The sequence below is a fragment of the Fictibacillus terranigra genome (genome assembly GCF_030412265.1).
GTDB classification, from domain to species: Bacteria; Bacillota; Bacilli; order Bacillales; family Fictibacillaceae; genus Fictibacillus_C; species Fictibacillus_C terrinigri.
Window position 1 is genome coordinate 848,393 of record NZ_JAUHLN010000001.1, and the last position, 25,637, is coordinate 874,029.

At 43.8% G+C, this 25,637-nt stretch carries 30 protein-coding genes, 1 pseudogene and 1 riboswitch; of the genes and pseudogenes, 23 read left to right on the forward strand and 8 right to left on the reverse strand.

Translation table 11 applies throughout. The annotated features are described in order from the left end of the window. Window positions 1-29 precede the first annotated feature (29 nt). Together QYF49_RS04175 and QYF49_RS04180 are read left to right on the forward strand one after the other, a co-directional pair. On the forward strand, window positions 30-1,205 hold the full coding sequence (locus QYF49_RS04175) for a NupC/NupG family nucleoside CNT transporter (RefSeq protein ID WP_290398353.1): 1,176 nt from the start codon (window positions 30-32) through the stop codon (window positions 1,203-1,205). A gap of 540 nt (window positions 1,206-1,745) precedes the next feature. Then, the gene (locus tag QYF49_RS04180; protein ID WP_290398354.1) at window positions 1,746-2,519 is read left to right on the forward strand and encodes a GDSL-type esterase/lipase family protein; all 774 of its coding nucleotides are present in this window, start codon (window positions 1,746-1,748) and stop codon (window positions 2,517-2,519) included. Between the two features lie 314 nt (window positions 2,520-2,833). Here the strand turns inward: QYF49_RS04180 and QYF49_RS04185 are convergent, their stop codons facing one another. The 3 genes and pseudogenes from QYF49_RS04185 to QYF49_RS04195 form a co-directional block, all read right to left on the reverse strand. Next, window positions 2,834-3,031 (reverse strand): KGG domain-containing protein, encoded by a 198-nt coding sequence (locus tag QYF49_RS04185; RefSeq protein WP_290398355.1) that lies wholly within the window; start codon window positions 3,029-3,031, stop codon window positions 2,834-2,836. Window positions 3,032-3,164: 133 nt separating this feature from the next. Next, window positions 3,165-3,266 (reverse strand): annotated as a pseudogene (locus QYF49_RS04190) (DUF3243 family protein); the annotation flags it as partial. Between the two features lie 72 nt (window positions 3,267-3,338). Then, window positions 3,339-4,079 (reverse strand): TrkA C-terminal domain-containing protein, encoded by a 741-nt coding sequence (locus QYF49_RS04195; RefSeq protein WP_290398356.1) that lies wholly within the window; start codon window positions 4,077-4,079, stop codon window positions 3,339-3,341. A 182-nt stretch (window positions 4,080-4,261) separates the two neighbouring features. Here QYF49_RS04195 and QYF49_RS04200 point away from each other — a divergent pair, with 182 nt between their 5' ends. Beyond that, window positions 4,262-5,542 (forward strand): ArsB/NhaD family transporter, encoded by a 1,281-nt coding sequence (locus tag QYF49_RS04200; protein ID WP_290398357.1) that lies wholly within the window; start codon window positions 4,262-4,264, stop codon window positions 5,540-5,542. 38 nt (window positions 5,543-5,580) lie between these two features. Here QYF49_RS04200 and QYF49_RS04205 read toward each other — a convergent pair whose 3' ends face one another. Continuing rightward, complete coding sequence (locus QYF49_RS04205) at window positions 5,581-6,246, reverse strand: L,D-transpeptidase (RefSeq protein WP_290398358.1); 666 nt, start codon at window positions 6,244-6,246, stop codon at window positions 5,581-5,583. A gap of 221 nt (window positions 6,247-6,467) precedes the next feature. Between QYF49_RS04205 and QYF49_RS04210 the strand changes: the two genes are divergently transcribed. The 5 genes from QYF49_RS04210 (at window position 6,468) to QYF49_RS04230 (ending at window position 9,256) form a co-directional block, all read left to right on the forward strand. Further along, a complete protein-coding gene (locus tag QYF49_RS04210; protein WP_290398359.1) occupies window positions 6,468-7,619 on the forward strand; it encodes an acyl-CoA dehydrogenase family protein in 1,152 nt (383 codons plus the stop codon). 98 nt (window positions 7,620-7,717) lie between these two features. Next, entirely contained in the window at window positions 7,718-7,939 is a 222-nt protein-coding gene (locus tag QYF49_RS04215; protein ID WP_290398360.1) for a hypothetical protein, read from the forward strand. A 136-nt stretch (window positions 7,940-8,075) separates the two neighbouring features. Further along, complete coding sequence (locus tag QYF49_RS04220; RefSeq protein ID WP_425589552.1) at window positions 8,076-8,393, forward strand: metal-sensitive transcriptional regulator; 318 nt, start codon at window positions 8,076-8,078, stop codon at window positions 8,391-8,393. A gap of 23 nt (window positions 8,394-8,416) precedes the next feature. Continuing rightward, window positions 8,417-8,623, forward strand: coding sequence for a copper chaperone CopZ (gene copZ, locus QYF49_RS04225; RefSeq protein ID WP_290399044.1), 207 nt, complete (start codon window positions 8,417-8,419; stop codon window positions 8,621-8,623). Window positions 8,624-8,938: 315 nt separating this feature from the next. Then, the gene (locus QYF49_RS04230; RefSeq protein ID WP_290398362.1) at window positions 8,939-9,256 is read left to right on the forward strand and encodes a hypothetical protein; all 318 of its coding nucleotides are present in this window, start codon (window positions 8,939-8,941) and stop codon (window positions 9,254-9,256) included. 5 nt (window positions 9,257-9,261) lie between these two features. On the opposite strand, the gene QYF49_RS04235 is transcribed toward QYF49_RS04230, so the two are convergent. After that, window positions 9,262-10,146, reverse strand: a complete 885-nt coding sequence (locus QYF49_RS04235) for a sulfite exporter TauE/SafE family protein (protein WP_290398363.1) — start codon at window positions 10,144-10,146, stop codon at window positions 9,262-9,264. Between the two features lie 223 nt (window positions 10,147-10,369). Beyond that, window positions 10,370-10,478, forward strand: a riboswitch (SAM riboswitch). A gap of 204 nt (window positions 10,479-10,682) precedes the next feature. On the opposite strand from QYF49_RS04235, the gene QYF49_RS04240 reads away from it, so the two are divergent. From QYF49_RS04240 to floT, 10 genes are all read left to right on the forward strand, one after another. Then, on the forward strand, window positions 10,683-10,799 hold the full coding sequence (locus QYF49_RS04240) for a YezD family protein (RefSeq protein ID WP_425589553.1): 117 nt from the start codon (window positions 10,683-10,685) through the stop codon (window positions 10,797-10,799). Between the two features lie 95 nt (window positions 10,800-10,894). Then, window positions 10,895-11,596, forward strand: a complete 702-nt coding sequence (locus tag QYF49_RS04245; RefSeq protein WP_290398365.1) for a phosphoadenylyl-sulfate reductase — start codon at window positions 10,895-10,897, stop codon at window positions 11,594-11,596. Between the two features lie 30 nt (window positions 11,597-11,626). Beyond that, the gene (gene sat, locus QYF49_RS04250; RefSeq protein WP_290398366.1) at window positions 11,627-12,775 is read left to right on the forward strand and encodes a sulfate adenylyltransferase; all 1,149 of its coding nucleotides are present in this window, start codon (window positions 11,627-11,629) and stop codon (window positions 12,773-12,775) included. 11 nt (window positions 12,776-12,786) lie between these two features. Continuing rightward, window positions 12,787-13,386, forward strand: a complete 600-nt coding sequence (gene cysC, locus QYF49_RS04255; RefSeq protein ID WP_290398367.1) for an adenylyl-sulfate kinase — start codon at window positions 12,787-12,789, stop codon at window positions 13,384-13,386. A 21-nt stretch (window positions 13,387-13,407) separates the two neighbouring features. Beyond that, window positions 13,408-14,985 carry a nitrite/sulfite reductase gene (locus QYF49_RS04260; protein ID WP_425589554.1) on the forward strand — a complete coding sequence of 526 codons (1,578 nt, stop codon included), beginning with the start codon at window positions 13,408-13,410 and terminating at the stop codon, window positions 14,983-14,985. A 21-nt stretch (window positions 14,986-15,006) separates the two neighbouring features. Then, window positions 15,007-15,228: a DUF3906 family protein gene (locus QYF49_RS04265; RefSeq protein ID WP_290398368.1), complete on the forward strand. Its 222-nt coding sequence runs from the start codon at window positions 15,007-15,009 to the stop codon at window positions 15,226-15,228. A gap of 15 nt (window positions 15,229-15,243) precedes the next feature. Next, window positions 15,244-16,026, forward strand: coding sequence for a uroporphyrinogen-III C-methyltransferase (cobA, locus tag QYF49_RS04270; protein ID WP_290398369.1), 783 nt, complete (start codon window positions 15,244-15,246; stop codon window positions 16,024-16,026). Next, the gene (locus tag QYF49_RS04275) at window positions 16,027-16,773 is read left to right on the forward strand and encodes a sirohydrochlorin chelatase (protein WP_290398370.1); all 747 of its coding nucleotides are present in this window, start codon (window positions 16,027-16,029) and stop codon (window positions 16,771-16,773) included. It abuts the gene before it with no gap. Window positions 16,774-17,072: 299 nt separating this feature from the next. Further along, window positions 17,073-17,609 carry an NfeD family protein gene (locus QYF49_RS04280; protein WP_290398371.1) on the forward strand — a complete coding sequence of 179 codons (537 nt, stop codon included), beginning with the start codon at window positions 17,073-17,075 and terminating at the stop codon, window positions 17,607-17,609. Window positions 17,610-17,632: 23 nt separating this feature from the next. Further along, entirely contained in the window at window positions 17,633-19,189 is a 1,557-nt protein-coding gene (gene floT, locus QYF49_RS04285; RefSeq protein ID WP_290398372.1) for a flotillin lipid rafts scaffold protein FloT, read from the forward strand. Between the two features lie 53 nt (window positions 19,190-19,242). Here the strand turns inward: floT and QYF49_RS04290 are convergent, their stop codons facing one another. Continuing rightward, window positions 19,243-19,881, reverse strand: coding sequence for a LysE family translocator (locus QYF49_RS04290; protein WP_290398373.1), 639 nt, complete (start codon window positions 19,879-19,881; stop codon window positions 19,243-19,245). A gap of 102 nt (window positions 19,882-19,983) precedes the next feature. Here QYF49_RS04290 and QYF49_RS04295 point away from each other — a divergent pair, with 102 nt between their 5' ends. Beyond that, window positions 19,984-20,598 (forward strand): VOC family protein, encoded by a 615-nt coding sequence (locus tag QYF49_RS04295; protein WP_290398374.1) that lies wholly within the window; start codon window positions 19,984-19,986, stop codon window positions 20,596-20,598. A gap of 184 nt (window positions 20,599-20,782) precedes the next feature. Here QYF49_RS04295 and QYF49_RS04300 read toward each other — a convergent pair whose 3' ends face one another. Next, complete coding sequence (locus QYF49_RS04300; protein ID WP_290398375.1) at window positions 20,783-21,997, reverse strand: cytochrome P450; 1,215 nt, start codon at window positions 21,995-21,997, stop codon at window positions 20,783-20,785. A 207-nt stretch (window positions 21,998-22,204) separates the two neighbouring features. Between QYF49_RS04300 and QYF49_RS04305 the strand changes: the two genes are divergently transcribed. The 4 genes from QYF49_RS04305 to QYF49_RS04320 all read left to right on the forward strand — a co-directional run bounded on the left by QYF49_RS04305 (window position 22,205) and on the right by QYF49_RS04320 (window position 25,360). Beyond that, window positions 22,205-22,972, forward strand: a complete 768-nt coding sequence (locus tag QYF49_RS04305; protein WP_290398376.1) for a class I SAM-dependent methyltransferase — start codon at window positions 22,205-22,207, stop codon at window positions 22,970-22,972. A gap of 13 nt (window positions 22,973-22,985) precedes the next feature. Next, window positions 22,986-23,771, forward strand: coding sequence for a class I SAM-dependent methyltransferase (locus tag QYF49_RS04310; RefSeq protein WP_290398377.1), 786 nt, complete (start codon window positions 22,986-22,988; stop codon window positions 23,769-23,771). Window positions 23,772-23,930: 159 nt separating this feature from the next. Beyond that, window positions 23,931-24,722, forward strand: coding sequence for a lipid II flippase Amj family protein (locus tag QYF49_RS04315; protein ID WP_290398378.1), 792 nt, complete (start codon window positions 23,931-23,933; stop codon window positions 24,720-24,722). A 119-nt stretch (window positions 24,723-24,841) separates the two neighbouring features. Beyond that, complete coding sequence (locus QYF49_RS04320; RefSeq protein ID WP_290398379.1) at window positions 24,842-25,360, forward strand: GNAT family N-acetyltransferase; 519 nt, start codon at window positions 24,842-24,844, stop codon at window positions 25,358-25,360. On the opposite strand, the gene QYF49_RS04325 is transcribed toward QYF49_RS04320, so the two are convergent. Further along, window positions 25,355-25,528, reverse strand: coding sequence for a hypothetical protein (locus QYF49_RS04325; RefSeq protein ID WP_290398380.1), 174 nt, complete (start codon window positions 25,526-25,528; stop codon window positions 25,355-25,357). The two genes, QYF49_RS04320 and QYF49_RS04325, sit on opposite strands and share 6 nt — an antisense overlap. Between the last annotated feature and the right edge of the window lie 109 nt (window positions 25,529-25,637).

A 25,637-nucleotide genomic window follows, 5' to 3' on the forward strand; every position in this document is an offset into this window, starting at 1 on the left:
TAAAAAATATTTAAAGGAGGCGCTGGCACTTGAAATACCTTATTTTTATTTTAGGGCTTGCTGTTGTATTTTTACTTGCCTATGCCGTCAGCAATAATAGAAAGCAAATAAAATTCAAGCCTATTGTAATCATGCTCGTACTCCAAATTCTGTTGACTTACATCCTTCTGAATACAGGGATTGGCTTATTTATCATACATGGTATCTCTAACCTCTTTGAGAAGCTTCTCGGTTATGCAGCCGACGGTGTGAACTTTGTTTTTGGAGGAATCGCGAACAAAGGAGCCATGCCATTCTTCTTTAATGTTCTCCTGCCCATTGTTTTTATATCCGTTTTGATTGGTATCGCACAGCACTTGAGAATTCTTCCATTCGTTATAAAATGGATTGGATTTTTCCTAAGCAAAATCAATGGGTTAGGGCGTCTGGAATCTTATAACGCCGTCGCTTCAGCAGTATTCGGGCAATCAGAAGTATTCATTTCGGTTAAAAAGCTGCTTGGCCATATGCCGCGTCATCGTCTGTATACGCTGTGTACATCTGCGATGTCTACGGTGTCTGCCTCCATTCTTGGTGCGTATATGACGCTGATTGACCCCAAGTATGTTGTAACGGCCTTAATGCTCAACCTTCTGGGCGGATTCATCATTGTAAATATCATTAATCCATACGAAGTAACGGCAGAAGAGGATATCATCGATATTCAGGAGGAAAAGCAAACCTTTTTTGAAATGCTGGGTGAATATATAATGGACGGTTTTAAAGTAGCCATCATCGTAGGGGCGATGCTGATTGGTTTTGTAGCGCTTATCAGCGCGATCAATGATGTATTCAATTCGGCATTCGGCATTACGTTTCAAAAGCTGCTAGGATATGTGTTTGCTCCGTTCGCATTTATTGTAGGAGTTCCTTCTTCCGAAACGGTTAAAGCAGGGACGATTATGGCAACAAAGCTTGTATCCAATGAGTTCGTGGCCATGCTTGATCTCACCAGGCTTAAAGGGCTTTCTGAGCGTACTGTCGGCATTGTTTCGGTTTTTCTCGTTTCTTTTGCCAACTTCTCTTCGATCGGAATCATTACAGGAGCGGTTAAAGGGCTTCATGAACAAAAAGGGAACGAAGTAGCAAAATTCGGATTGAAATTGCTTTATGGAGCAACGCTCGTCAGCTTGTTATCAGCAGCGGTGGCTGGGATGATGATCTAGTGTGAATAAGAGGTCTGCCTTATTTAAAAAAACAACCGCAGCTGCTTGATCTGAACCCAAATTTGTCAAGACGATTCATTCGCTTTGCCCAATAGTAATAAGTGAGTACTGTCTACTCCATAACGTTTTCCGTATCTTTGTAAGATTCTACTCCATTTAAATAAGCCTGAATGGCGGCTAATTGAGTGTCTAAAGAATATTTAGTCACAAAAAACTGCACCTCCAATTGTTAGTTGTATCTAACAATCGGGGCGCAGTTCACTGACTGCGGTTGTTTTTCATTGATCACGTGTTGGCAGGAATGACAGATGTATGCTGTACGATGAATAACCAAGGATTTATGATCAACTAAGTACTTTGACATAAAATACCCCCGCATTACTCTGACATAACCCTATCCTAACATATTAATGTTGAGGGAATATTGCAAATATTGAAAACTATCATAAGGTTTCTAAAAGTTTACTTTTATAGAGTGGGGGGAAATCATTTAAGCTATATCGTTAAATCGAACAGAAAATAGCATCCGGAGGCTTCATCATGATCAAAAACAAACTCATTATTGCATCCTGTTTACTCTTATTCATTGCTGGCATTCTTTTTTCCATCATTAAGCTTAATCTTCCTTCTGTTCTTTCCTCAATGACCCATTCCGGAAAATCAGTCGTAAAAAACGAAGGCAAAGAATTTAATATCATTGCTTTGGGCGATTCATTATCCTATGGTGTAGGAGACGCTGGGAACAGCGGCTATATTGGGAAAGTGGAGGAACGGCTGGAAAATCACATGAAAAGTGAGATTACAGTCAAGGATTACGGAGTTCCCGATGATACAAGCGCCTTATTATTAAAGCGTTTAAAGAATGAGCAGCTGCAGTCATCCATCGGCTCTGCCCATATGATCTTTTTAAATATTGGCATGAATGATTACTTAAACAGCCTGATCCTAACGAAGACCCAGCCGGATCGAAAAAAAGTAATCATGATGAAAGCACAGCTGAACTATCAAAACAATGTAAAAAAGGCGCTTACAGAAATGAGAAAAGAAAATCCAAAAGCAAAAATATACTTAGTAGGCATTTATAATCCATTTCCAAACCGCAAAGACCGGCTTCCTGAAAGCAGCCTGGTTCAGCAATGGAACAAAAGGGCGGAGAAAATAACGGCTGAACAGAAAAATGTACGGTTTATTAATGTGGAGGGCGTCTTCACAGGGAAAAACAAAAAAGATTATTTCGCTGATGAAGTACATCCTAATAAAAACGGATACACCTTAATCAGTGATGAAGTTTATAAACATTTAGAATTAAGTTGAACCGGCATCACAGAAAAATTAATATCTGCCATCTAAAACGGCAGCCTTCCAAAACACCTTTAAGCATTTGACTTGAGGACAAAATAACGCCTCCTAAATGAAGAGTATGTTGCAATGCAAGATAGTGGGTTGCAAAGTTGCTATTTTGTAATACAAGATAGCCAAAGCATAACAAAAATTATTTCATTTCAATCCTTTTTTAAATTAAATGGGGGAAAGGGCCGGGATGGGCAGCGGATTTTCTAAAGTCGGAACAGTTGTAACAAAAAAAGATGGGGCTTTTTGCCCCATCTCACAATTTTATTGCTGATTTTTTAATCATTATGGCGTGCTTTTCCGCCTTTGCTTCCAATATCCTCATAAAATTCCCGATCGTGATTCTTGGAGGTGGCATTGCCTCCTTTTTTACCGATCTCTTGATAAAATTCTTTGCTGTGGCTGCGGGAAGTAGCTTCTCCGCCCTTCTTTCCTGCTTCTTCCCTAGACATATTGTGATTATTGTTCTTGGCCATTTGGAATCACTCCTTTGGTAGAATTAATTTTAATTTGGCCTTAGTTTTGTGTTCCCCCTAAGCGTATTTTTAAACATAGGGTGAATCAAAAAGAGCAATGGATGTCGGTCCGCTGCTCTTTTATGGCTGACTGTTAAACTACCAGACGGACCAGCATATGAGCGAGTGCATGCTGCTGATCTTTGTCTCCCGTTTTCCATAATTCCTGAAGGAGTTTTTCTTCTTGAGATATAGGAGCAGTACCCCGTTCTTCATAGAACGAACCTTGATTTTTATATAAAGATATTACATAAATTAAACAAATATTTCACATGTCAATTTCATGCTGCTGTGTTTTTTGGGGACGTTCTTCTCTCCGGCTTTCCTTTTTATCAGGAAGCTTTTCATTTTCTTCTTGATTAAACTTCTTCTTTATTATGCTCTCATTTCCATAAACAATCAGGCGGTCACCTTCCTGGATCTCTGTCTCATAAAGGTTCTCGCGCAAGGGCAAGTCTCCGCGAATCAACAATATGACATGAATATCTTCACCGGGTTCAATCACTGCCTTAACTTCCTTTCCTATAAAGGAAAAGTCTTCTCTTACAAGGATCGCTGTAACAAAGTCTTCTTCGTCAAAATAGAGGACATCTTTGATTGGCAGTTCCGATAGAGGATAGCTATCTTTCGTTTCTTCTTCTACTGTTTGTGTAAAAAAGGTTTGAACGCTCGGAATCTTTAAGATAAGAAGCAGCACGAGCAGGGTGGTAGAGATGACCATCAGTTCGGTCGTCTTAAAATCGTCAGCGAGAATGCTGCTGATGGAGGATATGATTACGGCCAAGGAAAAAGCGCCAAATAGAATAAGAAAAGCGCTGATCTTTCTCCGAAGCGGGTGGTCAATAATCAATTTAGATTCGTCGGTCGTAAAGCCGGTTCCGGTTAGCATGGAGATGACTTGATACCTGGATATTTTGCGGTCCAGCCCAGTATATACAAGAAGGGTTGAAGCGATCTCAATGACGAGCCCGACAATGATGAGATATAAAAAAATAAAAATGTAGCCCATACAATAGCCTCCATTCAGTAGGTCTATACAAATATTCCATTCTTTTGTGGATTTGAAACAAAAAGGTGGAGGGAAAAAAGACCATACCCATTGAACATTAGGTGGGCAATACAACGAAACCCATTTACCCGTTCATCGGTAATGGAGTATTATTTAGTTAAGAAAGATGGGGGAGATGAGATATGGGACAACAGGCAATCATAGCGCTCAGTATTTTTTTGATTACATACGGCATCATTATTTCTGAAAAAGTGCACCGTACCATTATTTCCATTCTTGGTGGAGCACTCATGGTCGTTCTTGGGGTCATTGACCAGCAAACGGCCGTTCATCATATTGATTTTAATACAATCGGTCTTCTCGTCGGTATGATGGTGATTGTAACCATTACGGCGGAAACAGGATTATTCAAATTTATTGCGATATGGGCGGCAAAAAAAGTAAAAGGAGATCCGGTGAAGACTCTCATAGCATTAGGTTTGATTACAGCTTTCGGTTCTGCCTTTCTTGATAATGTAACCACGGTTCTGCTTGTCGTACCGGTTACCTTCAGCGTAACAAGGAGGTTGAACCTGAATCCTATTCCGTTTTTAATGACTGAGATCTTTGCGTCCAATATCGGCGGTACAGCAACCATGATCGGCGATCCGCCCAACATTATGATCGGCAGTGCGGTAAAGGAGCTCACCTTCTTGTCCTTTATTGATAATCTGGCTTTGATCTGCGCTGTCATTCTAGTGGTCACCATAGCCATCATGGCTGCCTTTTATAAAAAAGGGCTCAAAACAAAACCAGAGTTAGTAGAAAATTTGATGAGGCTCGATGAAAAGAAAGAAATTGTAGACCATAAACTGCTCCGTAAGTGCTTGTTCGCGCTTTTGGTAACCATTGGCGGGTTCTTCCTGCATCAGTTCATTCATGTGGAAACCGCTACCATAGCTTTGTTCGGCGCCTTTCTTCTTTTGCTTCTTGCCGGTGAAAAACACCTGGAGCACGCACTTGAAAAGGTAGAATGGACGACTCTGTTTTTCTTTGTCGGATTGTTTGTCATTGTAGCCGGGCTGGTTGAGACAGGAATCATTGCGAGTGTGGCAAAACATGCGATGGAGTGGACAGGCGGAGATTTAAAGGCGGCAACTTTCTTGATTCTATGGATGAGTGCGATTGCTTCAGCTTTCGTGGATAACATTCCGTTTGTGGCTACGATGATTCCGATGATTAAAGAGATGGGTCATATAGGAATCAGCAATCTTGATCCTTTATGGTGGAGCCTTTCGCTAGGGGCATGCCTCGGAGGCAACGGAACGTTGATCGGAGCCAGTGCGAACCTTGTGGTTGCCGGACTTGCCGGTAAAGAAGGCTATCATATTTCGTTTGTTAAATATTTGATCATCGGATTTCCCTTAATGATCCTATCCATACTCATATCAAGTGTGTATGTGTATATTCGGTATCTTATGTAATGGAAGAACCTCTCCCAAGCAAGGAGAGGTCCTTTTCATTATTGCCTGGTGACGTATCCATATTGGCCGGCGATCACGGGGAAAGTTTTGTCTGTTTTGGTGATAATGACGGTCGTTTGGACAGTAATCTGGTCATAAAGCCACCTTACCTCTTCATTATGCATCCTGATGCAGCCGGAGGAAACATGCTGGCCGATGGAGTTTTCATTGTTGTTTCCGTGAATTGCGTAGGAGATTTGAGGGTTTACGGATAACCCCATCCATCGGTCCCCCAGTGGATTCTTTGGATCACCTCCAGCAATATGTTCTTTGTAATAGGGCCTGTTTTTGATTTTATTGGCAATTTTATAAATTCCTTGGGGAGTGGGGGTAGCAGGTTTACCGGATGCAATCGAAAAGGTTTTTATAAGCATTCCGTTTTTATAATAGGCCAGTTCATTGCTTTGAAGGTTAATGATCAAGAGAGGATAGGAAGAAGGAGTTTGTGCCTCTTGGTTCCTTTCCCTGTTTTTGTTTTGAGATGGTAAGGGTTTCACGGATTGTTTTGGAATGTTTAAATGATTCTCATTCGGGTTAACAAGTGGCTGCTTGGCTGAAGGATGAACGGGTTTGGGCGAGCTTAATGGGGAGTGCAGATAAAAATGAAAAGAAAAAGCAAACAGTACAATGGCTAAAAATACAAGAATGCGGTGTCGGAGTTTCAACAGTTGATGTCCTTTCTATCGATGAAATAGAGGAATGGGTTTCTAACTTTAAAACGATCCATCCCTACCTCATTAGACGTCTTTAGGAAAGGAATGGTCTCTGTCCGACATAAAAATGAACAAAGGGCCTAAGAATAAAGCATGAAAGTTGCTATGTGTACATAAACGAAGTAGGGTAAATATAATAAAACATACTATTAAAAGGCAGTTGGTGAGACAAGATGGAATTTATCCACACTGAATTTCAGGCTCGCTGGATGAAGAAATTACGAGCGCTTAGCGAGGCATTTGCGGAACGTGCGCCCAAACATGACGAGCAAGGCACTTTTCCGTTTGAGAATTTCAAGGAATTGGGAGAAGCCGGCTACTTATCCTTGACGGTCCCTAAAAAATATGGAGGACAGGAGATCAGCCTTTATGACTATATCCTGTTTCAGGAACAAATTGCCCGCGGAGACGGTTCCACGGCATTATCGGTCGGTTGGCATCTTGGTGTGGTCATGGACTTGGCTGACAGGGAACCTTGGAATCCTCAAGTCTTTGAGAAGCTCTGCGAACGGATTGTTCATTCTCGAAGTTTGATCAACCGCGCTTCCACTGAACCGGCAACAGGAAGTCCGACACGAGGCGGGAAACCTCAAACGATTGCTGAACAAAAGGACGGTCAATGGATCTTAAACGGCAGAAAGTCGTTTACCTCCATGGCTCCTGCTCTTGACTATTCCATTGTGTCGGCGTCCGTTAAAGATTCAGACCAAGTATCATCGTTTCTCGTCTCTCATAAAGTTCCAGGTGTTTCCATTGAAGATAAATGGAATACGCTGGGGATGCGTGGGACTCGGAGCGATGATCTGATATTAAAAGATGTGGCCGTTGAACCGGATGACCTTGTAGAAACGGCGGATCAGGAGAACAATGAGCAGCTTCCAAAAGCCTGGCTGCTCCACATCCCGGCATGTTATCTTGGCATCGCCAGAGCTGCCCGAGACTATGCGGTTACCTTTGCAAAAGAGTATAAGCCTAACAGCTTGAAAGGACCGATTAGTGAAGTTCCCGAAGTGCAAAGAAAGATTGGCCTTATGGATTTGGAACTTTTAAAATCAAGACAGCTCATGTACGGAGTCATTCAACAGTGGGAAAGGTATCCGGAAAAACGACAGTCTCTCGGCAGTGCTCTGGCTGCGGTGAAGTATTCAGCGACAAACAGTGCAAACGATATAGTGGATCTGGCCATGAGGATTGTTGGAGCACACAGTCTGTTTCTGGATAATCCGCTGCAAAGGTACTACCGCGATGTGCGAGCAGGTCTTCATAATCCGCCGATGGATGATGCGGTTATTGCCATGTTTGCGAGAAAGGCTTTGAACGACTAACAGTTATGGGAAATTTTGTTTTATCCTGAAGAAAGGATAATGACAATAAAGCGCAGAATATGTTGTATACAGGAACATCTTGAAAAGGGGTGGACAGGATGGAACGTTATTCTGCAAATGAAGCAGCTAACCTTATAGGTGATGCAGCCGTACAAATGCTGCACAGTAAGGGGCTTCTGGTTGTCAGTGAAGAGGAATGGTCAACTCTTCAACAGGAAATGAATACTTCTGAGCTTGAGATCAGAAGGCTGAAGAAGGAATTGCTTCGTTATGCAAGAAAAATAGCAACCTGGAAAACCTTCGGGAAATCGTGCAGTTAAGAAACGGTTTGTCCGGATAAGAGTATGCATACAAGAAACGGGGAATAATAAACGTGATTTATTGTTCCCTGAATTCCGCCCCGTTGCATAGGGTAGGGGGGTATGGTAAAACAAGTTTGAAAAAGGAGGATGGTTGATTTTGGATAGACAAGAACGGGAGTCGCATTGTTCAACAGAAAGAAAGAGCCACCATTCGGATAAAATGAAAAGCAATCTGGTAACCCGGTTAAATCGTATCGAAGGACAAATCAGGGGAGTTAAGGGTATGATTGAACGCGACACATACTGCGATGATGTTCTGACCCAGCTATCAGCCATTCAATCAGCGCTAAACAGTGTCGGCAAACTTCTCCTGGAAGGCCATATGAGAAGCTGTGTTGTGGAAAGAATCCAGGAAGGCGAGCTGGAAGTGATCGATGAACTCCTGGTTACTGTGAAGAGGTTAATGAAATAAAACATCATCCGGGAGGTATTATGATGGAGAAAATCATGCTAAATGTTAAAGGGATGTCATGCGGACATTGCGTCAATGCCGTCGAAGGAAGTGTAGGAAAACTTAACGGTGTCCATCATGTTAAAGTGCAATTGGAGGAAGGAACCGTTGAAGTTGAGTTTGATTCCAGCAAAGTAAATCTTGAAAAAATTAAAGAAACGATCGATGATCAAGGGTATGATATTGCCTAATACAAGGAGCCGTGCTTCAGCTATGAAGATGGTGTCATTTCGGTTCAATTAAAAGACAAAAGGGGATGCCGTTTGATGAGCTGGAGGTAAATCACGAAAAGCTGATGCAGTTTATTCTGATCAGTGAAGATTTAAAACAGTATATCATCTTCATCCTGAAAAGACAGGTAAAAGCTCGTTTGAAGTAAAGCACGTATTTCAGCCTGGAATTTACAAGGAATTTGTTGACATCAAGCCAAAAAATAAAGCTTATACCAGCCCGAATTGAGGGCTGATACCACGTTTGCAAAAACGGTGGGTGGATATAGGGTTACGATGACGCCGGCAGCATTTAATGCTGGCAAACCTGTTACGCTTCAATTTGGTTTTGATGACGCGAAACCAGAACCTTATTTTGGTGCGAGGGCCATGTTGTGGCCTTCAGGAGAGAAAAATGTTCACGTTCATCCTTCCTGCCCTGACAAAACGGCATTTGTGACAGAGTTTGAGGAGCCGGGCCTTTATAAATTGTGGGCTGAGTTTAAGATCAATGGGAAAGTGATCACGTATCCGTTCGTAATACCACAAAAGCTGACTCCATGGAGTCAGCTTTTGTTGATATCAATATGTGACAATACCACTCAGTGGAGATGATGGTTTCAGCTCGCGCGCCCCGCTGAGAAAGAATGCTTTTTATTTTTCCTTATGCTGAAGAAAATGGCTGCCAGCCAAACGACGACCAAAACGGTATACACCGATTGTAATGCAGCACCAGAAATTCCAGCGGTCTGAAGCAGTGTCCGGGCGTTTGTTACAATAATCAATCCTCCGACTCCCACTCCTAAAATGTGAGAGGGAATGATACGTATAAGCCATGCTGCGATTGGTGCAGCGATTAATCCACCTGCCATAAGAGCAATGACCCACATCCAATTGACCTGCTCCCATCCTAGGGAGATGAGGAAACCGACCGTGGCAGAAAGCGCAACAGCAAATTCACTTGTATCTACGGATCCAATGACCTTTCTCGTTGATGTGCCGTTTTTGGCTAACAAGACAGGTGTGGCTACTGGACCCCAGCCGCCTCCTCCAGTGGCATCGAGGAAGCCCGCAGCAAGTCCGAGCGGAATAAGCTGCTTTCGGCTGAATGCTTTTTCATGATCCACGGGCTTAGTGTTCTTTTTAAACAAAAACCGGTACAGAATAAAGAAACCAAGAAACAGCAGGAAAAAGGAAATATAGGGTTTCACTGCGTCGCCGGGAAGATTGGATAAAAAGCATGCTCCGGTAAAAGCGCCAATCGAGCCCGGAATAATGAGACGGAATATGATTTTACGGTCTACATTACCAAACCTGATGTGTGATGCACCTGAGGCGGCTGTCGTAACAACCTCTGCAAAGTGGACCGAAGCCGAAGCAACCGCCGGGGCGATTCCGAAGGCCAGCAGCAGGGACGTTGAAGTCAGTCCGTAAGCCATACCGAGAGACCCATCGATGAGTTGTGCAATGAGTCCGATCAGGGCAAGGGTGATCAGTTTTTTCATATTTCTCCTCCTAAAAATAAAAGACCCCTAACTTTATAGTTAAGAGCCTTCGGTTTTTCCGATCAGCAGTGTATCTCTTTTCGAATTTAGTATCTACTATATTCAATGGAATCGAAGTCTGTCAATAAAATTTTTGGATATTTCAATAAATATTTTTTAATCCGATAAGAATAATGGGGTTTCCGAAAGCGCAAATGTGTGTTATTATTTAAAAAAATAAAAAAACTTATCCAGAGCGGTGAAGGGAACTGGCCCGATGAAACCCGGCAACCTGCAGTTATTGCAAGGTGCTAACTCCAGCAGAATGTTTATTACATTTTGGAAGATAAGGTAATATGTTTACCTCGTCAGTCTTTCCGAAATGGAAAGGTTTTTTTATTGCCCAGGTTTTTTATGAAATAAAAAAACTAGTTCGGGTCAAATCAAAAAAACCAAGTTTTTTATTGGGATAAAGAGTATTGTTATTCCTAAAAAAACCAACAAAACTTATTGAACAAGGAGGTTCTGATGTGGTAAACGGAAAAAGCCAGGATGAAATCTTTGAACACCTAAAAGAGATGCTAAGCAGCATTAAATATGGGTCCATTACATTAATTGTTCAGGATGGTAAGCTGATTCAGCTGGAAAAAAACGAAAAGGTACGCTTTAAATAATATTCGCTGACTAGAAAACTAGAGGCGGTTTTAACTGAGCAGAATAGATGCTTATGGTTAAAGCTGTCTTTTTTTATATTGGAGAGGTGGTCAATATGCTCAAGTTTGACACATGGGAAGAGCAAGAGTTTGCGTTTCCGGAGGACAGTGAAACAAAGGGGGCACTCGAAGTACTGAAATGGGCCTATGGACAATATGGAGATGAGCTCGTTTATGCATGCAGTTTCGGTATAGAAGGCAGCGTTCTGGTGGATCTCGTCTCTCAGGTGAAGCCGGATGCCAGAGTGGTCTTCCTCGATACAGGGCTTCATTTCAAGGAAACCTACGAGGTGATCGAAAAAGCGAAGAAAAGATATCCAGCCATGAAGATTGAATTGAAAAAACCGTCACTGACACTGGCAGAACAGGCGGAAAAGCATGGCGGCGAGTTATGGAAAAGGGAGCCGAACCTTTGCTGTTATATACGAAAGGTAGCACCTCTTGAGGAAACGCTGAATGGAGCTCCGGCATGGCTTTCGGGTCTCAGGAGAGAGCAGTCGGCTGGAAGGAGCAATGTCCAGTACATTAATAAGGACGACCGTTTTAAATCAGTGAAAATCTGTCCGTTGATCCATTGGACATGGAAGGAAATTTGGAGATACGCATACAAACATGATCTTCCCTACAACCCGCTTCACGATCAGGGGTATCCGAGCATCGGCTGTGAGCCATGTACGCTTCCGGCTGACGGATCGGGGGATTCCCGCTCAGGGCGCTGGTCAGGGCATGGAAAAACAGAATGCGGACTTCATCAATAATTAACTACACTTTAGGAGGAACTAAATAACATGACTACGATTTTACCGCATGGAGGAAAGCTGATTAACCGTTATGAACCAAATTTATCTGTAGGCCATATTCAAAAGGAGATTGAACTGGATGCTACTTCTTTAAGTGATCTTGAACTGATCGGTGTAGGTGCCTACAGTCCGATTACAGGGTTTCTGAATGAAGAAGATTATCAATCTGTTGTTGACTCTCTTCGACTTGCTGATGGTACGGTTTGGAGCATTCCGATCGTTCTGCCGGTTCACGAAAAGCAAGCAAGGACTCTGTCATCAGGAGATCAGGCGAGGCTCGTGTTTGAGGGAGTAACGTACGGAATCATCGAAGTGGAAGATCTTTATCGGCCGGACATCAAACATGAAGCAGAGCAAGTCTATCAAACTGCAGATATTGAGCATCCTGGAGTGAAGAAGCTGATCGAACGGCCTTCTTACTATGTAGGCGGTCCTATTACTCTCGTAAAGAGGCCGCACAACCAGCGTTTTATAGAGTATCGGCTGGATCCGGCTGAAACCCGCCAAGTGTTCAGGGAGAGGGGATGGAATACCGTCGTAGGATTTCAGACAAGAAACCCTGTACATCGAGCTCACGAATATATTCAAAAAACAGCACTTGAAACCGTTGATGGACTATTTCTGAATCCGCTTGTAGGGGAGACAAAATCAGATGATATTCCCGCTGACGTAAGGATGGAGAGCTATGAGATCCTGCTGGATAACTATTATCCGAAAGACCGGGTGTTCTTGGCCGTATTCCCGGCAGCCATGAGATATGCAGGACCGAGGGAAGCCATTTTTCATGCGATGGTCCGCAAGAACTTCGGATGTACACATTTTATCGTCGGAAGGGATCATGCAGGTGTAGGCAACTATTATGGAACGTATGATGCGCAAAAAATCTTCTCCAGGTTTACGCCGGAAGAACTGGGTATCACACCGATGTTCTTCGAGCACAGTTTTTACTGTACAAAATGTGAAGGGATGGCATCATCAAAAACTTGTCCTCATGACAAAGAAGATCATGTGATCTTGTCAGGTACGAAGGTTAGGGAGCTGCTTAGAAACGGAGAGCTTCCGCCGGCTACCTTCAGCCGAAAAGAGGTCGTTGAGGTACTGATCAAAGGGCTGCAAGAAAAAACAGTGACAGCATAAGGAGGAACACGATGAGCCAGACAAACAATATTACATGGCACGATGCGGCCATTTCAAAAGAAGACAGAAGAACGCAAAATTCCCATCACAGTTTTGTCCTATGGCTGACAGGGCTATCGGGTTCCGGGAAATCCACTCTTGCCAATGAGGTGGCAAAAGAACTTTTTCGAAGGCAGGTGAAAAGCTATGTGCTGGATGGTGACAACATCCGCCATGGCTTAAATAAAGACCTTGGATTTTCAGATGAGGACAGGAAAGAAAACATTCGGCGGATCGGAGAAGTATCCAAACTTTTTGTAGACAGCGGAACGGTTGTGCTGACGGCGTTCATCTCACCTTTTAAAGAAGATCGGGAACAGGCGAGAAAGATGTTGGGAAGTGATGAATTCCTTGAAGTCTTCGTGAAATGCCCGCTCGAAGAATGTGAGAACCGGGATCCGAAAGGACTCTACCAGAAAGCAAGAAAGGGAGAGATCAAATCCTTTACTGGGATCGATTCCCCATATGAGGAACCGGAATCTCCGGATTTTACAGTGGATACGAACGCCTCAACGATTGAGGAATGCACGGCTGAAGTTATCTCTTTTCTTGAAAATAAAAAACTGATCTAAAGGAGAAAGTAGTCGTGGCCTATACAAAAGTTTGGTCAGGATGGCCTCGAGGTCTTTAAGGATATTCCGTACTATGCAGAGCACGGTTTTTCATCCATCCCGAAAGAAGAATGGGACAGCTTCAAATGGGCAGGGCTCTATCTTCAGCGTCCGAAGGAAGACGGATACTTCATGATGAGCGTCAATGTTCCGTCCGGCATCCTGACGTATGAACAGGCGGAAGCGCTCGCTGGCATCAGCAGAGATTATGGGCGCGGTATATTTGATATCACGACAAGACAGGCCGTTCAGTTTCACTGGCTCGAGATCGAGCATATTCCGGATATTTTTCACCGCCTTGAAAAAGCAGGCTTGTCATCTGCTGGAGCATGCGGTGATATCACCAGGAACATTATCGGCAATCCGCTTGCCGGAATTGATCGTGAAGAGCTTTTTGACACCGCACCACTCGTAAAAGAAATCTATGAGTTCTTTCAGCATAATGAAGACTTTTCAAATCTGCCCAGGAAATTTAAGATGTCGATCAGCACGAACCTGCACAATGCAGCACACGCTGAAATCAATTGTGTAGCCTTTGTGCCGGCTAAAAAAATGATCGATGGCAAGGAAAGAGTAGGTTTCCATGTGAAAGTGGGAGGAGGATTATCGGCGCGCCCTTACTTGGCACAGACGCTTGATGCGTTTATCCTTCCGGAACAAGTGAAACAAACCGCCATTGGAATCACAACGATCTTCCGTGACTTCGGCTACCGGGAAAAGCGCCATCTCGCACGCCTGAAATTTTTAATGGCGGATTGGGGACCTGAACAATTTAAAAAGAAGTTTGAAGAATATACAGGAATTTTGGAGACCAGAGGTGAAGATGCTTCTAAAGCTTGGAACGCCGGCTATTTTTACGGCGTTCATTCCCAGAAGCAAGCAGGATTGAGCTACGTGGGCTTTAACGTGCCAGTGGGAAGGCTCGATGCGGAAGAAGTCTTTGAACTCGCAAGAATCTCAAAAATGTATGGCAATGGTGAGATCCGAACCTGTAATTCACAGAACCTGATCATTCCGAATGTACCGGATGAAAGAGTAGACCAACTGCTTCAAGAGCCGATTTTTTTTCGCATTACGGTTCATCCGCGTTCGTTTATCGGTTACTCTGTCTCATGTACCGGGATTGAGTATTGCAACCTGGCACTTGTTGAAACAAAGGAGAGAATGCGCCGTATCGCAGAATTTCTTGATGGGCAGGTGGGGCTGGACGTCCCAGTCAGGCTGCATATGGTCGGATGCCCCAATTCCTGCGGACAACGGCAGATTGCTGACATTGGACTTCAGGGCGTACTGATGAGGACGAAAGATAAAAAAATGGTTGAAGCATTCGAAATATATGTAGGAGGAACATTGGATAACGGCGGAAAATTCAACGACAAACTGAAAGGCAAGTTTGAAGGAGAAACACTGCCCGCTGTGCTGCATGAGTTTTTAACCTACTTTAAAGAACATAAAAAAGCCGGCGAATCCTTCTTTGATTTCGTACAGCGTGTTGGCCTCGAGCCGCTTCAGGAAGAGCTGGATGCCATATCCGGGAGAGTCGGCCAGCTCGTTTCATGATTCGACAGCGAGGAGGTACTTATGAATCTAGACCGTTTTGAAGTGGCGACGAAGTCAGAGGTAATCGATGTTGTAATTGCCGCCTCCGATGATGAACAGGCTTTTCACTTAGTGGATGTTGAGCTTGAAAAATATTTTTTGAAAGTACCTGAAGTTGAAGACATCACTCTATATGAAAAGAAAAAAATCAGGGACGGCAACGGCTTTGTGATTTATGAACGGGGAACGATACTAAACAGCTGAGGCAGGTGATTGAAATTGAGCAAAGTGTATATAGTAGGTGCTGGACCCGGAGACGCGGAGTTGATTACCGTCAAAGGAGCAAGGTGCATTCAGGAAGCTGATGTTATTCTTTATGACCGGCTGGTGAATAAAGATCTGCTGGATTATGCAAAGCCAGGTGCAGACTTGATCTATTGCGGAAAACTCCCTGATCTTCATACGATGCAGCAGGAGACGATCAATCATTTTCTGGTGAAGTATGCAAAGAAAGGAAAAATTGTAACCCGGCTCAAGGGCGGTGACCCGTTTGTCTTCGGCCGGGGAGGTGAAGAAGCCGAAGCTTTAGTAAAAAACCATGTGGAATTTGAAGTGGTTCCGGGTATTACATCTGGCATCGCTGCGCCGGCTTATGCTGGTATACCGGTTACTCATCGAGACTTTGGCGCCAGCTTTGCCATTGTCACCGGCCACCGCAGAGAAGGAGAGGACGAGAAAGAGAGATGGGAAAGCCTTGCTAAAGGAATTGATACACTTGCGATCTATATGGGTGTCAAGAATCTTCCATACATCTGTGAAAGCCTCATAAAGTATGGAAAGAGCAAAGAAACACCTGCAGCTTTGATCCAGTGGGGTACTTTTGGAGAGCAGCGGACGGTTACAGGAACTTTGGAAACGATTGAAAAAGCAGCCAAAAATGAAGGAATTCAAAATCCAAGCATGATCATTATTGGGGAAGTAGTCAAGCTTCGCGATAAAATCAGCTGGTTTGAGCGGACGCTGATCGAAAAGGAATCTTCTATTATAAGTGAGGCGTTATAAATGAGAGCGCTACTCCTCATCTGCCATGGCAGCAGAACAAAAGCAGGCACGGAAAAAGCATTGGATTTCGCGAAACGGTGCATGGGAGCCAGCGAATATCCCATTAAGGAAGTCTGTTTTCTCGAACTGTCCCCACCTGATATATCCAAAGGGGTCGAAGCATGTGTCCGTCAAGGAGCGACCTCCATCTGTGCTATACCGGTCCTTTTATTAACAGCCGCTCATGCGAAAAAGGATATCCCCGAAGAATTAAGGCTGCAGCAAGAACGCTATACAAATGTAGAAATATCGTATGGGAAACCATTTGGAGTGCATGAATCTCTCTCTCATCTCTTATGGGAACGGATCACAGAGTCTGTCGATGCGTTTCATAAGGATGCGGTGATCCTTCTTGTTGGAAGAGGCAGCAGTGACCCTGATGTGAAAAGAGACCTCAATGCGATTGCTGCGGACTTGGAAAAGAAATATGATGTCCCACGGGTTGAAACGTGTTTTTTAACAGCTGCCCAGCCTAGCTTTGAGGAGATGCTTAGGCTCTCGGGATGGGGATATCAGCAGATTATTGTTGTTCCCTACCTGCTTTTCCCCGGCATATTGCTCAGCGAGATGAAAAAAGCGATCGCACAACAACAAAAACAGAGTAATCAAAACTTTATCTTATGTGAGGCACTTGGATACCATCCTGTCCTTCAGGACGTGCTCCTCACAAGAATTGAAGAGGCAGAAACCAAAACAGCGGTTGTGTAGACTTTACACAATCATGCCTCACAAGTCTTAAAGAAAGAGTCTCCATTTATGGAGGCTCTTTTTGTATCGTGAACAATAAATCGCTTCAAATTATTCTTTCAAATGTGAAACTTTTTCCATTCAATTCCCGTTTATACAGTTAGAAAAACATGGGAATTTATGAAAGTTCGACAAATTTTACCAATTATTTCAAACTGTATATGCTACGATGTTCCCAGACAGGGAGAGGGGGGAAGGTGGATGGCTGATTACATTCTGTGGTGGTTAAAACCTCATAAAGAAAAGGAGGAGGATGCGTTATGGAGATTATGGGGTATCCGATGGAAACCGTCTATTTAACCGGATTGATTGTATTTGGCTGTATCACCTTTCTGTATGTTTTGGTGAGTGATCTCATCCACGGAGCATTTGAGGTCTTTTCCCACATACTTAGCCCGACACTCGTGCTTTCCTTCTTTACGATATGGAGTGCAGGCGGATATTTATTGGAGACGATGACGTCAGTAAACAGCTTCCTCGTCTCAGGGATATCTGCAGGATCGGCTTTAATTCTTGTGTCCCTTCTGAATATTTTTGTGCTGATCCCGCTTGCCTCTGCAGAAGCTTCGCTTAATTACGCTGAGGAGGATTTACGGGGGAGAATCGGTAAAGTGATTACTTCCATCCCATCCAATGGCTTTGGTGAAGTGTTTATCGAGGGGATCAGCGGCAATATTGCCAAGACCGCGGTCAGCCATGATAATGAGCCGATCGGGCAAGGATCCAAGATTTTAATCGTGGAAGTTAAAAGCGGGGTTGTTCATGTTATGCCGTATGAACAAACGGCCTTATTGTAACTAAAGAATTGGAGGAATAAGATATGACACCTATTTTTATCGCTGCAGGAATTGTGTTGTTTGTTGTGATTGCACTGGTCTCTGTATTTGTTACAAAATACAAGACGGCTGGCCCTGATGAAGCCCTGATCGTAACGGGCAGTTTCCTTGGCAGCAAGAACGTGAACATCGACGAATCTGGAAACAAGATCAAGATCGTTCGTGGAGGAGGTACTTTTGTATTCCCGGTCTTCCAGCAGTCCGAGCCGCTGAGCCTGCTTTCCAGCAAGCTGGAAGTCCAAACACCGGAAGTGTACACGGAACAAGGGGTTCCAGTTACGGCGGATGGTACGGCCATCATCAAAATCGGAAGTTCAATCGGAGAAATCGCAACAGCTGCTGAACAGTTCCTTGGAAAAACCAAGCAGGATCGCGAGCTGGAAGCAAGAGAAGTATTGGAAGGCCATCTCCGGTCCATTCTTGGCTCCATGACAGTTGAAGAAATCTATAAAAACCGCGATAAGTTCTCTCAGGAAGTTCAGCGCATTGCTTCTCAGGATCTGGCAAAAATGGGCCTAGTAATCGTTTCTTTTACGATTAAAGATGTAAGGGATAAGAATGGATACCTTGATGCGCTCGGTAAGCCGCGAATCGCTCAGGTAAAACGCGATGCTGATATCGCAACGGCCGAAGCTGAAAAAGAAACGCGCATCAAAAGGGCGGAAGCAAATAAAGAAGCACAAAAATCCGAGCTTGAGCGTGCGACAGAGGTTGCCGAAGCTGAAAAGATCAATCAGCTGAAGATTGCTGAATTCCGCAGGGAGCAGGATATCGCAAAAGCAAAAGCGGACCAGGCATACCACTTGGAGGAAGCACGAGCCAAACAGGAAGTTACGGAACAGCAGATGCAGATCAAGATCATTGAGCGCCAAAAACAGATTGAATTGGAAGAAAAAGAAATTGCGAGACGTGAGAAGCAATACGATTCCGAAGTAAAGAAAAAAGCGGATGCAGACCGTTATGCGGTAGAGCAGGCGGCGGAAGCGGAAAAGCGAAAACAGCTAGCTGAGGCGGATGCCAATAAATACAGAATTGAGGCAATGGCAACGGCTGAGGCTGAAAAAGTACGCCTTGAAGGGATTTCCAAAGCGGAAGCCGAACGAGCAAAAGGGGAAACAGAAGCAGAAGTCATCCGTCTAAAAGGTTTGGCCGAAGCAGAAGCGAAGCAAAAAATTGCAGAAGCCTTTGAAATGTTCGGCCAGGCTGCTATCCTCGATATGATCGTGAACATGCTCCCTGCATATGCAAAAGAAGTGGCTAGCCCGCTTTCCAACATTGATAAGATTACGGTTGTGGATACAGGCAGCAACGGTGAAAACGGCGGAGCCAATAAAGTAACCGGCTATGCGACAAATCTTATGGCATCTCTTCAGGAAACACTCAAGGCCTCATCTGGAATTGATGTGAAAGAGCTGATCGAGAATTTTTCAGGGAAAGGCAATGTGAGACAGAGCCTCAATGGACTGCGTTATGATCTTGCTCAAAAAAACAATGAACCAGTCCCGTTTGACCGCAGTGAAGATCCATTGCCGGTAGAATAAAACAACTGAGATCCTCCTGTGGTTGATAGGGGGATCTTCCTTGTTCCAGAACGTTATAAAGGCAGGTAACGCAAAAGGATCTCTAGATCTTCAATGATCATCTTCCCCCCGTAACCTAAAAAAAGAAGACCGAATAAAAGATCCAAAATCGCTTGGAATCGGGCAATTCCTTCCCGGATAAGCTGCATGCCTATGATAGGGAGAACAGTCAGATACCAGGAGGAATTGCCAGCCAAAAATATAAGTGCGCTGCCGAATGGCTGTGAAGCGATATGCTCTGCGGTCACAAACTGAGGGAAGATACTAAGAAAAAAAAGACTTACCTTTGGATTCAGCAGATTGCTCCAAAAGCCCCGCTGATACGCAAGCAGGGTTGATAATGCCATGGACGTAAGGCTAGCTGGGTGGGCAGATTGAGGTGAAATTCTTCGAATCATATTATTGCAGCCTAAATAAATTAAATAAGCCGCTCCCGCCATACGGATAAACAAGTATAATAGAGCTGATTCTTTCAATATGACTGACAGTCCGAGAACGGCGAGAGTGAGATGCAGGATGAAGCTAGTACGATTTCCTAAAAAAGTAGCGTAGCCCATCCGTGTGCCATGGCTTAATGTATGTTTGGTCATTAATAAAAAATCAGGGCCTGGAGAGGCTGCAAGAGCGAGGCCGAGCAAAAATAAAACGAGCATGTTTTGCCTCCAATTGTGATGGCTTGTATACTCTCACTATATGATTGTCTGTAAGGATTCAGACACAGAAAGAATAATCTAGAAGACCCGGGAGTTGGAACCTTGAAACTATTTCATTATCATTTTTGGACAGATAGAGTAGAAGAGACAGAAACTTTTTATCGGCGACTGGGCTTTCGTGTAGAAGGCAGATACGCAATGGAAAGGGGAACGGTAACTCCTTACCATCCTCCATTGGAATGGGATGACTTTCGTGAAAATGCCCTAATCTTCCGCATTATTGAAGTCAGAAAAGGAAATATCAATATAACGTTTGGAGCGGGTAAAAAGCCAATCTTTGACCACATCGGATATTTAGTAAGCGATGAAGAACTGAAGCAGCTTTGCAATCGTGCTGATGTGATGGGATGGAAAACAGAAGTGGGGGCCCGCAGAACATTTATTTATACTCCCTACAGGTTTAAGATAGAGCTGCAAACCCGCAAAGATGCAGTAGACGAGGGAGATGCTTATCTGGCCAGACTGGTAATGGAAAGCCCTGATGAATCATTTGAAAGAGAACTGGAAAGGCTGTTTCACCGGGGAATGGTGGAAATCAGCTTTGTTTCGGGAGCACAGCTTCACCTTCGGGAGGTTTTTATGAACGGTTTAGAAGGGAGCAGCAAAGATCCGAATAAGGTCATTGTGACGGGTTTAAATGATGAGAAGAGGCACTGATACATCAGTGCCTCCTTTTTTATCGTTTTTTGTTAAGACTTAATGCAGATTTAAGATCAGAGAAACATCTCATACAAAAGGCTGAAACGGATACTCAAATCTTTATTCTTACAGCAAGGATGGGATCGCTGTCGATTTTATGAGCCAGCTGGTTTGTGAACAAATGAAGTGCTATCATTTCCAGCTAAAGGACGGTCAGCTTGAACTCCTTTAGTCCGTAAACAAACGTGCTCTGGATCGGTTCAAGCGTAAAATCATCGCTTCTTTTAAATGCAGGGTAGCGTTTTATCCATTCCTGCAGAGCAATCTCCGCTTCAAGACGGGCGAGCGGTGCTCCAAGGCAGAAGTGGATGCCTTTTCCGAAGGCGAGATGAGGGTTTGGTTTTCTTTTAATATTGAATCGCCCGGCATCTTTAAACTGCTGCTCGTCCCGATTGGCTGACCCCATCCATGCTACAACGATGTCTCCGGCTTTAATCCGGGCTTCACCAAGCAGGGTATCTTCTTTAGCCACACGGCTCATGGCCTGAACCGGAGACCGATACCGAAGCACTTCCTCGATGGCCAGTGGCAGCGTCCCCTCGGTATCTTTAATTATTTCCTCAAAAACTTCCGGGAATTCTGTAAAGCAGTAAAAGGCATTGCTGATCAAATTCGTCGTTGTTTCATTTCCTGCAACGAGAAGCAGGATGCAGAATCCGATAATCTCCTCTTCTGTGAGCACGGCGCCCAGTGCTTTTGCACCAAGCAAAACAGAGATAATATCTTCTCCAGGGGTCTCCCTTTTATTTCTGACAATCTCTTTAAAATAGACATACAGCTCATGGTACGTTCTTTGCTGATTTTCTTCCAGAAGCCTGATTGCTTCGGGGCTGTTATCCTTTGGCCCTGCAACTACCCAATTCGACCATTCTTTGAATCTGGATTGGTCCTGGAGCGGGACTCCGAGTATTTCAGCGATAACCATGACTGGTAACGGGTAGGAAAATTGTTTTACAACATCAATGTCAGCTGCCGGGTCGATGTTATCCAGCAGCTGTTTTGCGATGCGTTCGACGCGGGGGCGCCAGGCTTTCATCACTTTAGGTGTAAAGGCCTTGTTTACGAGAGAGCGCATTTGCGTATGTTTTGGCGGGTCAATGCTGATCAGGCTTAATTCGATCGGTGACTTCTGTTGATCATCTTGTTTTTTCGAACGGTTGGAGGAAAAAAATTCTTTTGCTTCGAGAACATACTTTACACTTTGATAGTCAAAGACGTCCCATGCTCCGCGTTTTTCGTCTTTACGGACAGGGCTTTCTTTCCGCATTTGTTCATACCAGGAAAAAGGTTCATATCTTTCTTCTTTCGTCGAGATTTCCTCTACTTGCCGAAAGGCTGTTTGAGTAGAATTTTCCATGGTTCATCCCCTCCAATTTTGGTGGTAGCTACAATTAAAGAATACGGGGTATGAATATAAAGTACAAATAATTTCCATTTAAATTTTTAGTGTTTTAACATTCTGTTCTTATCATTAGTTTTACTTATGGGATTAGCATGTTTATTAGTAATTTTCTTACATCTGGCTTATGCATATGATGAAATGGAGAGGAAGGAGAGGGGAAAGATGGATATTAAAGCGAGGGTACAGGAGCAGTTTGGAAAAAATGCTGAAAAATATGTGAGCAGTCCCATTCATGCAAAGGGCAAGGATTTGGAACAAATGGCGAAGATCTCAAATGCTGGTGCGAACGACCGGCTGCTCGACATTGCCACTGGAGGCGGTCATACTGCTAATCTGTTTGCGCCTCTAGTGAAGGAAGTGACGGCATTGGATTTGACGAGCGAAATCTTGGAAGCTGCCAAAACATTTATTGAAGGAAACGGATATCAAAATGTCTCCTTTATAAAAGGGGATGCGGAAAACCTTCCTTTTCCAAAGGAATCTTTTGAGGCAGTTACATGCAGGATAGCACCTCATCATTTTCCAGATCTTCAAGCTTTTATTTCTGAATCGTATCGTGTGCTGGCCCAGGGAGGAACCCTGTTGATCATAGATAACACAGCACCCGAAAAGCAGGAATATGATGAGTTTTATAATGACATAGAAAAACGAAGAGATCATAGCCATTTTCGGGCATGGAAGAAATCAGAGTGGCTGAAATTCTTGGAAGAAGCGGGGTTTAAGATTGAGCAGATGCACGTTTTTAAAAAGACATTTTCATTTGACAGCTGGTGCAGCCGGATGCAGATGAAAATGGAGGAAAAAGAGCAGCTGATAAGAAAAATGCTGGAGTCGCCTTCTCATTTAAAAAAGTATTTTGGTGTACGGGAGCAGAGTGGGAAGATTCAGGAATTCAGCGGAGAGGCCGTTCTGATCAAAGCGATCAAATAAGGAGCTTACCATTATGACTATGGATTTTCATGCGGCTCATAATAAACGCTCCTATGCCTCCAGAACGGCCGCAGCGGGCTGGAAGCAGCTGATCGAGCAACATATCACCCTGAAGGATCGCCTGGCGGTTGATATTGGCTGTGGCGGCGGAATTTATACAAAAGCCATGATCGAAATGGGTGCCAGACACGTGACTGCTGTCGATTTTTCCGAGAAAATGCTGGAGGCTGCCGGCGAAAACTGCAGCTCCCATAGTGCCATTGTCCGGTATGTAAGAGCAGATGCAGCGAATACGGGGCTGCCGTCCTATTCTGCCGATATGTTGCTGGAACGGGCGGTGATTCATCACTTAAACGGGCTGAAAGGATGTACTTCGGAAGCTTTTCGCTTGTTAAAGCCGGGTGGAACATTCATTGTTCAGGACAGAACACCTGAAGACTCTCTTCTTCCAGGAACAGACACACACATCCGGGGATATTTTTTTGAAAAAGCACCAGAATTGATAGAGAAAGAAATTAAAAGGCGGTTTTCAAGTGAGAGGGTGATCGAAACTCTTGAAAATGCGGGGTTTTCTCATGTGGAAGAGGTAAAGCTATGGGAGATGAGGAAACATTATTCTTCGGTAGGAGAACTTTCAGTAGACCTTAGAAAACGCACTGGACGCTCCATTCTTTTTGAAATGAACAATGAAAAATTGGAGCAGCTGATTTCTTACATTGAAACCAGATTGAGAGCAGATCAGGAAATAAGCGAGCGGGACAGATGGACTCTCTGGTTTGCCAAAAAAGAGAATGGATAAAAGAAAGAAGGGCAGCGTTAGCCGTCCTTTTTTTGATTTCAAGAGAGAAAGAATGCTTGTTAAAAGTACGAAATTTATAATAAAATGTATTTCAAATTACGGCAATTTCCGGGGAAATGAAAAAGGAATCGAATTTTGCGTCAGAGGGGTGATCAAGGGATGGAGCATGTATTGCTACAGTTAATTTTGCTGACATTTGTTATTCATATCATTGATACTCTGGGCTATTCTGTAAGACTTAATTCAGTAAAAACGGGGCAAGTGGCATTATCTTTTTCCATTTTTAACCTCTTTGTGCTTGTTTCCAGAACGGCAAATATGTTTCAGGCACCTTTGATCGGGAAAATCATCGGATTTAGCATCGCGAAAAATCTTGATCCGATCAACGATATGAGGTTTGTTATTGCCGCGGCTACAGCTGGTACGCTCGCAGGTTTTTTTCTGATTCCTACCTTTTTGAAAATTTTTCAAATAGGGGTAAAGAAAATTTCTTTGTCAGGGTCTGTTCCCTCTCTCGTGTTTGAAGCATTGCACGCAAACAATCTGAAGAGGATCGTTAAAAAAGCGACCGTTCCCCAAAAGAAGATGCTCCATAAATTGCGTTTTCGAGAAATTCCTAAACGATTTTTGCTTCTTCATGCGGTGGTAACGGGTATCTATACAATAGGAGTACTTGCTGCCAACTATTCTTCATTACTGGTTCTGTCAGAAAACCAGCTGGCAGCGGCCGCTTCATCCGGTATGATTAACGGCGCAGCAACGATCATGCTAACCTTCTTCATCGATCCAAAGTCAGCAATTATTACCGATCAGGCGATCAGAGGGAAGCGGCCGTATGGTGATGTCAAAGCTCTCGTTATTTTGCTCATCACAACTAAGCTGATTGGTACGATGCTTGGGCAGCTGCTTTTTTTGCCGGCTGCAAAAATCATTGCCAGTTTTTATCAGTGAATGAAGAAATATTGAAATGCCTGTTGATAGAAGACGGGCACTGGAGGCCTGGACTATAAAAAGGCTTTCTGTCTTCGGTCTCCTAAAATTGACATTTTACAAGAGAGGAAGTGGGTTCGTTGGAGATAAGAAGAGCCATTCCAGGAGACGAAAAGGGGATTGCCTTTGTACAGGTTGAAAGCTGGAGGACGACGTATAAAGGAATCATTGATGACGATCATTTATACAGGATGAGGGCTGAAGACCGGGAGGATATGTGGATGAACATCATCCAAAAGCCAATGGAGAAGAGTTTTTTATATGTTGCCTGTATTAATCAACAGATTATCGGCTTTTGCTCTGGCGGGCCAAACCGCTCAGGGCGCTTTCCATATGAGACGGAGCTGTATGCGATCTATCTTTTGCATGAATACCAGCGCAGAAGTATAGGCACCAGTCTAATACGCCATCTTGCTCAAACCCAGTATGATTTCGGCTATCGGACGATGCTCGCCTGGGTTTTAAAGGACAACCCATCTAAAGCGGCATACGAAAAGCTGGGCGGCATCAAACTGGGGGAGGAAAACATCCAAATCGGGGAGCAGCTGTTGACAGAGGAAGCTTTAGGCTTCGATCTTGCGAAATTGCTGCAATTATAATTCATTTCTCCTCTGAAGTTTATGGCGTATGAAAATTCTCTCCATCAAGGCAATGAGCTGGTTTTCATAGTTCGTCTTTTCCTTTAGGCAATCCGTCTCGTTTATTTTTCTTTTCAGCTGCTTCACCTTTTCTTTTTCTTCAGGTGTTAATTGATGGGAAAGAATCATAATTTTCCTCCTTATTGAAAAGAAAGTGTACGTTTACCTTATCACGGGCCTTGAGAAGCATTCTACTTTTCTGTCAGATATTGTGACACATAAAAAGCCTGGCGAACGT